The organism is Rhizobium sp. SVR5-2C, assembly GCF_056755115.1.
Genome location: NZ_JBNDHT010000014.1, coordinates 58,542 through 69,576, shown reverse-complemented (window position 1 = coordinate 69,576; position 11,035 = coordinate 58,542). Strand labels below are relative to the sequence as shown.

Annotated in this window: 12 protein-coding genes; 2 read left to right on the top strand and 10 right to left on the bottom strand. The window is 59.5% G+C overall.

Going from position 1 to position 11,035, the window contains the following annotated elements:
- The 6 genes from ACPYOI_RS06510 to ACPYOI_RS06485 form a co-directional block, all read right to left on the bottom strand.
- The coding region (locus ACPYOI_RS06510; protein ID WP_481422680.1) for a Gfo/Idh/MocA family protein at positions 1 to 1,026 on the bottom strand (1,026 nt) is incomplete at its 3' end.
- 18 nt (positions 1,027 to 1,044) lie between these two features.
- Positions 1,045 to 1,773: an amino acid ABC transporter ATP-binding protein gene (locus tag ACPYOI_RS06505; protein ID WP_481414625.1), complete on the bottom strand. Its 729-nt coding sequence runs from the start codon at positions 1,771 to 1,773 to the stop codon at positions 1,045 to 1,047.
- A gap of 76 nt (positions 1,774 to 1,849) precedes the next feature.
- On the bottom strand, positions 1,850 to 2,491 hold the full coding sequence (locus ACPYOI_RS06500) for an amino acid ABC transporter permease (RefSeq protein ID WP_481422679.1): 642 nt from the start codon (positions 2,489 to 2,491) through the stop codon (positions 1,850 to 1,852).
- Between the two features lie 11 nt (positions 2,492 to 2,502).
- Entirely contained in the window at positions 2,503 to 3,171 is a 669-nt protein-coding gene (locus tag ACPYOI_RS06495) for an amino acid ABC transporter permease (protein WP_481414460.1), read from the bottom strand.
- Positions 3,172 to 3,180: 9 nt separating this feature from the next.
- Positions 3,181 to 3,624, bottom strand: coding sequence for a type II 3-dehydroquinate dehydratase (locus ACPYOI_RS06490; protein ID WP_481414459.1), 444 nt, complete (start codon positions 3,622 to 3,624; stop codon positions 3,181 to 3,183).
- Positions 3,625 to 3,729: 105 nt separating this feature from the next.
- Complete coding sequence (locus tag ACPYOI_RS06485; protein ID WP_481414458.1) at positions 3,730 to 4,560, bottom strand: transporter substrate-binding domain-containing protein; 831 nt, start codon at positions 4,558 to 4,560, stop codon at positions 3,730 to 3,732.
- A 246-nt stretch (positions 4,561 to 4,806) separates the two neighbouring features.
- On the opposite strand from ACPYOI_RS06485, the gene ACPYOI_RS06480 reads away from it, so the two are divergent.
- Positions 4,807 to 6,699, top strand: a complete 1,893-nt coding sequence (locus tag ACPYOI_RS06480; RefSeq protein WP_481414457.1) for a bifunctional sugar phosphate isomerase/epimerase/4-hydroxyphenylpyruvate dioxygenase family protein — start codon at positions 4,807 to 4,809, stop codon at positions 6,697 to 6,699.
- 9 nt (positions 6,700 to 6,708) lie between these two features.
- Here ACPYOI_RS06480 and ACPYOI_RS06475 read toward each other — a convergent pair whose 3' ends face one another.
- The 4 genes from ACPYOI_RS06475 to ACPYOI_RS06460 form a co-directional block, all read right to left on the bottom strand.
- On the bottom strand, positions 6,709 to 7,383 hold the full coding sequence (locus tag ACPYOI_RS06475; RefSeq protein ID WP_481414456.1) for a GntR family transcriptional regulator: 675 nt from the start codon (positions 7,381 to 7,383) through the stop codon (positions 6,709 to 6,711).
- A 42-nt stretch (positions 7,384 to 7,425) separates the two neighbouring features.
- Complete coding sequence (locus ACPYOI_RS06470) at positions 7,426 to 8,115, bottom strand: GntR family transcriptional regulator (protein ID WP_481414455.1); 690 nt, start codon at positions 8,113 to 8,115, stop codon at positions 7,426 to 7,428.
- Positions 8,116 to 8,539: 424 nt separating this feature from the next.
- Positions 8,540 to 9,088 carry a 4-hydroxylaminobenzoate lyase gene (locus ACPYOI_RS06465; RefSeq protein WP_481414454.1) on the bottom strand — a complete coding sequence of 183 codons (549 nt, stop codon included), beginning with the start codon at positions 9,086 to 9,088 and terminating at the stop codon, positions 8,540 to 8,542.
- A gap of 21 nt (positions 9,089 to 9,109) precedes the next feature.
- Positions 9,110 to 9,805: a nitroreductase gene (locus ACPYOI_RS06460; protein WP_481414453.1), complete on the bottom strand. Its 696-nt coding sequence runs from the start codon at positions 9,803 to 9,805 to the stop codon at positions 9,110 to 9,112.
- A 133-nt stretch (positions 9,806 to 9,938) separates the two neighbouring features.
- Here ACPYOI_RS06460 and ACPYOI_RS06455 point away from each other — a divergent pair, with 133 nt between their 5' ends.
- Complete coding sequence (locus tag ACPYOI_RS06455; protein WP_481422678.1) at positions 9,939 to 10,889, top strand: LysR family transcriptional regulator; 951 nt, start codon at positions 9,939 to 9,941, stop codon at positions 10,887 to 10,889.
- Positions 10,890 to 11,035 lie beyond the last annotated feature (146 nt).

Genomic DNA, 11,035 nt, shown 5'->3' with positions numbered 1-11,035 from the left:
TCGGGCCGATGACTTGATCGCCTCGATGACGCGAAGTGTCGCAAGCCCCTCCCGGCCGCTGACCAGCGGTTCGGCGCTGCCGCGAATGACTTCGCAGAAGTGCTTGAGCTGCGCGGCCAGAGGGTCAGCCGGCGTGAATGGCACGTGTTCTTCGACCAACCGTTCCAGCCAATCAGGCCTCGATGCATTGGTCCAAAGCGCAAGTTGCGGAATTGCGAGCGAACCGCCGGTTCCGCCGATTTGGTAGCAAGTCTGATCCTGCCGTGGAAAAGCCGGATTTTCGCCGGTGGTCATTTCCCAACTCCAGGGAGATGCGACGGCATCGGAGGCATTCAACGTGCCGAGAACGCCGCTGCTGAACCGAAGCAGGACGACGGCAGTATCCTCGACCGCGTGGCTCCTGAGGGAATTCGATTCCATCGCATGGACGCTTTCAACTTCGCCGAAGAAATACCGGAAGAGATCGACGTCATGAATGAGATTGATAAAGGTCGGCCCGGCACCTGCCTGGCGTCGCCATGCGACGTCGAAATAGTCGTCTGGCTTGGCCACCCAAAAGCTTCCGTGAGCGGTCAGGAGCTTGCCGAGCCGGCCGCTTTCCAAAACGCGCTTCGCTGCCTGGATCATTGGGTTGTGGCGACGATGATGGCCGACAAGAATTGGGACGCCGGCTCTTTCACTAGCGTCAACGAGCATGGCGGCGGCTCCGGCATCATCCGCGATCGGCTTTTCGACGAGGACCGGGATGCCGGCCTTGATGACCTCCATGGCGTTTGCGACATGAAGCTGGTTCGGCGTTGCAATGATGACACCGTCCGGACGCTCGTTTGCGGCAGCTTCGGCAAAGGTCGTATGCCATGTCGCTCCTTTGCTTGCCGCAAAGTCGCGCCCGGCGTCTGATGGATCGATGACGGCGCAAAGTACGGTGCGCCGCTCGGCCAAAATGCGTTCGACATGGCTCTTGCCGATGAGGCCGGCGCCCATCACGGCGATCTTCAAAGGAGCCGTCTGCGACTGTTCTGACATGGAAGTTTCCTCGAGGGCCTAGTTGCGCAGGATTTCGCCAAGGAACTTGCGCGTGCGCTCATGACGCGGATTGGTGAAGAAATCGGCCGGGTGCGCTTCCTCGACAATCGCCCCGCTTGCCATGAAGATCACCCGATCAGCGACCTGGCGGGCAAAGCCCATTTCATGCGTCACGCAGATCATCGTCATACCTTCTTCGGCGAGACTGATCATCGTATCGAGGACTTCCTTGACCATTTCCGGATCCAGCGCCGAGGTGGGCTCGTCGAACAGCATGATTTTCGGCCGCATGCAGAGCGCGCGCGCAATTGCCACGCGCTGCTGCTGGCCGCCGGAGAGTTGCGCAGGGTATTTACCGGCCTGCTCCAGGATCTTGACCCTGCCGAGCAGTGACCGGGCTCGTTCCTCGGCCTCCGCCTTTCCAACGCCGAGCGCCCGCATTGGTGCCAGCATGCAGTTCTCAAGGACCGTCAGGTGCGGGAAAAGATTGAACTGCTGGAAGACCATGCCGACCTCGCGCCGGATCGCATCGATCGCCTTTGCCTGGTTTCCCATCAGGATGCCGCCAACGCGGATCTCCCCCTTCTGGTAAGTCTCCAGATGGTTGATGCATCGGATGAGCGTCGATTTTCCGCTACCCGAAGGTCCGCACAGCACGATCCTTTCGCTCTTGCGGACCGACATGTTGATGTCATGAAGGGCCTGGAAGGCGCCATACCATTTCTCCACGTGGGTCATGGTGATCATGGTCTCTACGGTCGATGCAGAAGCATTGGTCATGGTCTGAATTCCATCGATCTCTCGTGGTTTCGCTTGAGCGTCATCAGCGGGCCGACACGGCAAATCGCTTTTCGAGGCGCGCGCCGAAGATCGTCAGCGGGCAGCACATCAGGAAGTACAAGGCGCCTACGATCCCGAAGACCGTCAGCGGCTCAAAGATCTGGTTGGAGATGATGTTGCCGGCGCGGGTGAGCTCCGTGAAGCCAACGATCGAGGCCAGCGAGGTTCCCTTGATGAGCTGCACGAGGAAGCCAATCGTTGCCGGCAGCGAGATGCGCAGCGCCTGAGGCAGGATCACGTCCTTCATCCGCCAGACATATTTGAGGCTGAGCGCCTTTGCGGCCTCGGTCTGGCCGCGCGGCACGGCCTCAATCGAACCTCGCCAGATCTCGCCCAGATAGGCGCTGGCGTGCAACGTCAATCCTATGGCGACAGACAGCCAGGCGTCGAGCTTCAGGCCGATTAAAGCCAGACCGTAATAGGCGACGAAAAGCTGCATCAGCAGCGGCGTGCCCTGAAATAAGGCGATGTAGCCGGCCGTAGCGCGTTCCAGCACCGGTAGCTCGGACGTGCGCGCCAAGGCGACGCCAAGCCCAGCTATGCAACCGCAGACGAACCCGACGGCGGACAGAAGGACGGTCCATTTCAGGCCGATCAAAAGGAAAACGAATTCTTCGCTGCCCATGATGGTAGCTCCTACTTGACCGGATAAGTGAAATAGCGGGCCGAAAAGAGCGCAAAGAGGCGCATCATCAGCCAGGAAATGACGAGGTAGAAGATCAGGACCGTGAAATAGACCTCGAAGCTCCTGAAGCTTTCCGACTCGATGCGTTGCGAGACGGATGTCAATTCATAGGCCGAGATCGCCGAAGCAATGCTGGTCGACAGCGTCAGCAGCACGAATTGGCTCGTCAGCGACGGATAAATCGCCCGTAGCGCCGGCTTGAGGATGATCAGCCGGAAGACCTGCGCCTTGTGCAGACCGAGCGCCAGCCCTGCCTCCATCTGCCCCCTAGGGATGGACTGGACGCCACCGCGGATAATCTCGATGGCATAGGCGCCGCCATTGATGCCGAGCGCGATGATCGCCGTCGGCGTTGGGTCGAGCCGGATACCGGCAAGCGGCAGCGCGAAGTAAAGAAAGAAGATCTGCACCAAAAACGGCGTGTTGCGGATGAGTTCGACGAAACCGATGATCAGCCAGCGCAGCGGCTTGAACGGCGAATCCCGCAACGCGACGCCGCCGATGCCGATCACGATTGCCAGCAGCATGCCGCAAATGGCAAGCAGGAACGTGCCGAGACAGCCAAGCAGCAGGCCAGGCAAGCCGTCGATGACTGGCGTGAAATCCAGGGTGTAGTTCATCGCCTCTCCTCAGCCGCGTTTGACCATGCCGGCCATCGCCTGGATCGCCAATTCGTATCCGTTTGCGCCGAAGCCGATCATGATCGCGGTGGCGACACGTGAGACCAACGAATTGTGATAGATGCTTTCGCGGGCATGGACGTTCGATATGTGCAGCTCGATTTTCGGCGGATCGAACGTCTTCAGCGCGTCGAGCAGGGCGATCGATGTGAAGGTATAGCCGGCAGGATTGATGATGATGCCGCAGGCCTCGTTGCGCGCCTGATGCACGCTCTCCACGAGCTCACCCTCGAAATTTGTCTGGCGAAAGTCGACGTCGAAGCCCAAAGTTTTCGCCTTGGCGAGGCATTTTTCCTTGATATCGGCGAGCGTCGCCGTGCCGTAAATGGCTGGCTCCCGCTGGCCAAGAAGATTCAGGTTCGGCCCGTTGAGCACAAATATCGTCTTGTTCATGATCGCGCTCCTCGAAACGCGCCAGGTCTAGCCTTTGGCAGGGCAATTCCGTTGACGGGCATCGCGATGCCCGCCCGTTTTGCCTTTGCTGAAGGAGCGAGTGGCTCAGTTGACGGTGAACGGAATGCCGTCGAGGCTCGCGGGGAATTCCGGAACCGGCACCTTCATCCACTTGTCGTAGATCTTCTTGAGCTCACCGTTCGCTTTGATCTTATCGATGAAGGCATTGATCGAGGCGTTGATTTCCTTCTCGCCAAGGCGCGTGCAGGCGCCGTTGTAGAGCTTCTGGAATTCGAGCTTGTTTTCAAATTCGCCCGGACGCGCTTTTTCGACACGGTCCATGTAGAAGATGTTGCCGCCAAGCGCCTGCACCTGCCCGGACACCAGAGCCTGGACGCTGGGCGCGTCACCATCAAAGCGGCGGATCGTTGCGCTTTGTGGTGCGTTCTTGGTGACCTGCGTGTCCTGGGCCGCGCCCTTGGCGACGCCGATCGAAAGATTGGCCATATCGTCATTGGTCTTGATCGACATCGTTTTCGGGGCGATCAGGACGATGGCGTTGGCAACATAAGGCTTGCTGAACTGAACAGCCTTGGCGCGATCCGGTAGCATCGCCATTGTCGCGAAGAGTACGTCGACGCGACCCGTCGTCAGGGCCGGGATACGGTTGTTGACTTCAAGAGGCACGAACTCGACCGACACGCCCAGTTCCTTGGCATAGAGCGATGCGATATCGGCGTCGAGACCGTCCTGCTTGCCTGCGCTCGTCACGAAGCCCCACGGCGGGTTGTCGCCCTGGATGCCAACGACGAGCTTTCCTTTGGCCTTGATCTCCTCCGGCGTGATGGCGGCCGCCGGCTTTGCGAGCCCGATGGCAGCCACGATAGCGGCGGCCCCCAGCATGGCATTTCGGCGCGTCAGCATCGACTTGAACATTGATTCCTCCTCCTTTTGCGGTCGTCTTCGACCCAACAGCCATCCTCTCCCGACTGTATGATACGTGTTTGCCAGAGGATTGGGCGTAAATCAACATAGTTTTTAAAAATCATATGATACTTTTGATTTGATCAATTGAATTGAAATGCTCACGACATTTGACATAATGCCATGAGGAGGAGGTTGGCGGCTGTATTCAAGTCAGCCAACTGGCCCTCGTCTTGCCGATGGAAAGGGTTGTTGATCATGAAGACCTCGATTGCGACGGTAACGCTGAGCGGTGAACTGCCGGAGAAACTCGAAGCCATCGCGCAGGCGGGCTTCGATGGCGTCGAGATCTTCGAAAACGACTTCCTGGCCTTCGACGGGAGCCCTGCTGATGTTGGCAGGATGGCGAATGATTTGGGGCTGAAAATAACGCTTTTTCAGCCCTTCCGCGATTTCGAAGGCATGCCGGATGCGTTGCGAAGCCGCACCTTCGATCGGGCCGAACGTAAGTTCGACGTCATGCAGGAACTCGGAACCGACATGGTTCTCGTCTGCTCGAACGTCTCGCAGGCGGCCCTCGGCGGCATTGACCGCGCGGCCGCCGACTTTCACGAGCTTGGCGAGCGCGCAGCCAAACGTGGCCTGAAGATAGGTTACGAGGCGCTCGCCTGGGGGCGTTATGTCAATGACCATCGCGACGCCTGGGAGATCGTACGCCGCGCCGATCATCCCAATGTCGGACTTATTCTCGACAGCTTCCATTCCCTGTCACGAAAGATCGACATCAACTCGATCCGTTCGATTCCAAAGGAGAAAATATTCATCGTCCAATTGGCGGATGCACCGCTGATCGATATGGATCTGCTCTATTGGAGTCGTCATTTCCGCAATATGCCGGGCGAAGGCGATCTGCCCGTCACGGCCTTTACCGAGGCTGTGGCCTCGACAGGCTATGATGGTTATTTCTCGCTGGAGATCTTCAACGACCAGTTCCGTGGCGGCTCCACGCGAGCAATTGCCGCCGACGGCCACCGGTCGCTAATCTATCTGGCCGATCAGGTTCGCCGGAACGTCCAGACGCCGATCGGCGTTCCCATGCCAGAACGCGCTGCCGTCAAAGGTGTCGGTTTCGTCGAATTTGCCACCGATGAAGATGAGGCCGTCGAGCTGATCGCCCTGCTCGGGGCCCTCGGCTTCCGCAAGGCTGCTGTCCATCGCTCCAAGAAGGTGACGCTGTTCGAACAGGGCGATATCCGCATTCTCGTCAATGTCGATACTGCTGGCTTTGCGAACGCGGCCTATGCGGTCCACGGTACATCTGCCTATGCGCTCGCGCTCGTCATGGATGATGCTGCCGAAGCCTATCGGCGCGCGCTGGCGCTCGATGCCGAGCCCTTCCGCCAGCCTGTCGCCGATGGGGAACTGGAGTTTCCCGCCATTCGCGGCGTTGGCGGCGGCCTCGTCTACCTCATCGATGACAAGAGCCCGCTCGGCCGCTTCTCGGAGATCGATTTCGAGCCCGTTTCGGAGAAGAATGGTCGTGCTGCTGATGCCGGCCTGCAGCAGATCGATCATATCGCCCAGACAGTTGCCTATGACGAAATGCTGACCTGGCTGCTCTTCTACACCTCGATCTTCGAGACCAGGAAGACGCCGATGGTCGATATCATCGATCCGAGCGGCGTCGTGCGCAGCCAGGTTGTCGAGAATGAGTCCGGTACGCTGCGCATCACGATGAACGGGGCGGAAAATCGCCGCACGCTCGCCGGTCATTTCATCGCTGAGAAATTCGGCTCGGGAATCCAGCATTTGGCCTTCTCGACCAACGACATATTCGCCACCGCCCATGCTCTTCGGGAGAGAGGTTTCAAGGCGCTCCATATCTCGCCAAACTACTACGACGACGTCGAGGCCCGCTTCGGTCTGGATCCCGACCTCACCGAGCGGCTGAAAGCAGAAAACATCCTCTACGACCGCGACGAGCATGGCGAATATTTCCAGCTCTATAGCGGCACATATGGCGAGGGCTTCTTCTTCGAGATCGTCGAGCGCCGCGGCTACCGCGGCTACGGTGCGTCCAATGCCATTTTCCGCATTGCCGCCCTCAAAAAGCAGATGCGTCCCGAAGGCATTCCCAAGGATGCCGGTTGATGCCTGCCGTCAGGCAATACACCCGCTTTTCAGGACATGTTCCACGCCGCTCTGGACGTGCCGGCGGATGACGGCTCGAGCCCCCTCGATGTCGCGCCTCAGGGCGAGTTCGAACAGGAGCTTGTGGTCGTCGACGACGGCCTTGCCGCGAAAGCTCTGGGCCAGCATGTGGTAACGCAAAAACCGGTCGAACACGGAAGAAAGCGCCGCCATCAGCGTCGCGGAATTGCAGGCCGAGACGATCGCCTGGTGAAATTCCCAGTCATAGCGAACCCAGTCGATGGTGCGTGACGCATCGCCTGCAAGCAACTTCCTCTCCGCCGCCGCCAGCTTGTGGTGGGCTGCAACGATGCGCCCCTCCCACTCGAGATTTCCGGCCGCGAAGGACAGGCCGATCGCATGGGTTTCCAGCACCGTGCGCAGGTCGGCGAGCTCTTCAAGCTCTTTGCGGGACGCAGGGCTGACCTCGAAGCCGCGCTGCCCCTCGGCCAGCACCAGGTTCTCCGTGGTCAGGCGACTCAGTATTTCGCGCAGCGACGAAACGCTGATCGAGTAGCGTTCCTTGGCTTGCTCCAGTTTGATTTTCGCACCGGGCGCCAGGGCCCCCGAGATGATATCTTGACGGATCTGCCGGAACACGACGTCGCTCACGGTCTCCGAAGGTTCACCAGTATTTTTGAGCATGTAATCCTCTGCTTCGCGCAAGCATGCGAGTGCGGCAAGACGCTATCCTGCTTGCGAGGGAAGGGCTGATAGCAGTCCTTTTCCGAGCGCGTGCTCCACCCCTGCCTGGATGTGGCGCTGAAGGACTTTCTTTGCGGTCTTGCTGTCACGCTGCAACGCGGCGCCCAGAAGCTGCCTATGCTCCTGTTCCGCGACATCTCCACGATAAGAGAGGGCAACCATCTGATACCGCAAATATTTGTCGAAGACGGCGGAATGTGTCTCCATGAGCAGACGGGATCCGCAGGCGGATATCAGGGCCTGATGAAATTCCCAGTCGTAGCGTTTCCAGTCTTCGGCTCTGCTGGTGTCGCCCGAAGCCATCATCTTTTCCATTCGCGCCAGTTTGTAATGGGCGGACACGAGCCGGGCCTCCCATTCCACGTCGCCCTGGTCAAACGACTGCTCAAGCGCGTGCTCCTCCAACAATAGCCGAAGTGCCGCAATCTCCCGAAGGTCGGCAACCGATATCGGGGCAACTTCGAAACCGCGCTGGCCTTCCGCCACAACAAGCCCTTCGGATGTCAAGCGGTTCAGGATCTCCCGCAACGTGCTGACGCTGGTCTCGTAGTAGGCCTTCAAATTATCGAGTTTCAGCTTCTGGCCCGGAAGCAGACGGCCAAAAATGATGTCGCCACGTATCCGCCGGTAACTGCTTTCTGCGATGGTTTCGATCGGAAGCTCGACTTGCATGAATTCCTCAAAGATTTTCAATTATGTCATATATATCGAATGGCCGCTCCTTTCAATCAGGGACTCCCTGCTTTGCGGATCTGGAATTGGTTTCCTGGGTCTCTGACCGTCGTGTCGGGAGTAGGGAGCGTACGCATCCATCTCCGTGGCCTAATCAGCCGAATAGCCAGGCAAGCAGAAGCGCCAGCCTCGTCCATTGCGATTAGAATCCTGCGTCCAAAGGGTGCTTAGGTGGTTTTCAGAAAAGCCATCGGGGTAGCCCATCAAGCTTTCCCGTTTACCATTAGTAAAGGCATCCGTGCTGTTCGGCACGGATGCCTCATCAATGCTAGCTGGAAAGGAAGACTGCCGCACAGCCATGGACACAACCATCGACGACAAGCTTGCGTTCCGGTCTGCTGGCGGATGGATTCATCTGACCAAGTCAGCTGTCCGGTGCCTCGATGTCATAGGAGATGCGCCCGGAAGGCAGGAGGAAGAAGGCAATCAGCGCGCCGCCCCTGGCCTCGGGATAGTGATGGCTGCCGGGGGCGGGCGCCGTCCATCCGGCATGCCGCCATCCCAGCGGCCCCATCAGTTCGGCGGTCGGCTCCAATGGCACAACGAGGTTGAACTCGCCATACGGATGGAGATGATAGTCTCCCCGGAAAGCGTGAGCCAAATCCGGCTTCTGGTCGGCGGGGAGGCGGCCCTGACGGCTGTCCATGTAGACGGTCGTTAGACTGAAATAATGCGTTCTCGCGGAAGGCTCGAGAAGACGGCTGCGCCGGTAATGCCGCCCGCTGATCTCGACGTCGGCTGCCCAGCCGTCCTCGACGCCGCGCCTCACACGGCGTGCGAGGTCTTCGTAGATCGCACTGCCAGGACCGTGCTTGTCGTTCAGCCAACGCTCCATTTCCGCGCCCGGCGTCTTGTCTTTTATCTCATCGATGAAAGCAATTGTTGCCTCGATCAGTTCGTCACGTTCAGTCATGAAAGTTCCTCCAGGAAGGGCTTAGAAGCCGTGAAATGAAGCGATGTCTTCGATCGGCGCTTTCGGCATCGGCGGTCGTTGCTGTGACCTTTCGGGGTTGGCAAATCCCATCGACATGCCGCAGACCACCATCTCCTCGGGTGCGAGCGGCAGATGGTGGCGGATGACGGCATGGTAGCGGGCGAAGAATTGTTGGGCGCAGGTGTCGAGACCGCGTGCCCGCGCGGCCAGCATCACGTTCTGAATGAACATGCCAAGGTCGAGCCAGCTTCCCTTTTCCAGGTGTCGGTCGATCGTGAAGATGAGGCCGACCGGAGCACCGAAGAACCGGTAGTTGCGCGCGGTCTGCGCGGCGCGCGCGACGTGATCCTTGGCGTCAATGCCAATCGACCCATAAAAGACGGCGCCGAACTCCCGCCGGCGCGACGCATAAAGCTCCGGCAGATTTTCCGGGAAATAATTGTATTCGGCTGAGTGGGCACCGGCCTCGGTCTCATGCGCAACTCCGATCGCTCCGACCAGCGCCGCTTTGGCATGGCCCGTCACCAGATGTACCCGCCAGGGCTGCACATTCCCTCCTGTCGCGGCATGACGTGCTACGTCGATGATCTGGGTGACCGTCACAAAGTCTACAGTGCGATCCACGTAAAACCGGTTGGCAAACCGACCGCGCATGACGTGGTCAACGGCGGAGACTGTATCTGGGTCGCTGGTCATCGCTGGCGTCCGTTAGTAGTTCGACACCCCGAGCATCGCCCGGCCGGCTTGTTTCAGGAAGTGCAATGTTGACAATATGAAAATGCATGGCATGCATTATTGCGCGCCTTTGTGCAACCGAACTTGTGAGTGCATGAACAACCTCGACCTTAATCTTCTTGTCGTTTTCGATGCGGTGATGCGGGAACGAAACGTGCTTCGTGCGGGCCAGGCGATCTGGCTCAGCCCCTCGGCGGTTAGTCACGCGCTCTCTCGGCTGCGCGCCCTGTTGAACGACGAGCTTTTCGTCCGTACGGCTGCGGGAATGGCGCCGACAGCGCGCGCGACCGAAATGGCGCCGCCGGTGCGGGATGCGCTGGTGGCTGCCGAGCGGGCGATAGGCTCTCCGGTCTTCGAACCTGAAACCTCTACTCGCCAATTCTGCATAGCGGCGACGGATTATATGACGGCGGTGGTGGTCCCGCATTTCCTTCGGGCCCTGGCGTCACTTGCACCGCATGCGGGCGTGACGATCCTGCCTGCGACAAGGATCGACCTGACAGCACAGATAGATGTGGGACGGGTTGACGTGGCTCTCGGTTCCTTCTCGGACATTCCCCATCGTCTTCGTGCCCAGCTGCTCTTTGATGAGCGGGACGTGGCGATGGTCGCCCTTGATCACCCCCTTGCCGGTCGCCCCATCACCGTCGATCAGCTTTCCGCCCTTCCTCTCTTTGTGGTAGCAGCGGGCGGCATTGAGGATGGGCCGATATCCGAGCGCGGCTTGACCCGGCGGACGGAGATGTTTGATCGCGCGACGCTTGCGGGAGAATTCGCGAAGATCGGGGCGACACCGAACCTGAAGGTCGTCCAGCCGCACTTCCTCGCGCTTCCCACGCTGCTGGCCGGAACGTCAGCGGCGGCGATCGCCCCCGCCAGGCTGGCGGATGTCTTTCTCAGATCGGGTTCCGTGGCGGTCTCGGAGTTGCCCTGGTCGGCGCCTGCGACGCCCGTTCAAATGGTATGGCACAATCGCTTTGGTCATGACCCAGCTCATCGGTGGCTGCGCTCGAAGCTCGAAGATGCGGCGCGGCAGAGCGGCTGAGGATGCCCTGCGGCGGCCGCCAGCGACCACCATCGCGCTAAACAGCACTGATGTTCGGGTCGCTCGCGTGAGGCGTCCAGTCCCCTTCACAGAACGGAGACGCTTCCAAGGTGCTTGATGAAGCACGCCTACTAAAGAGCGCCGGG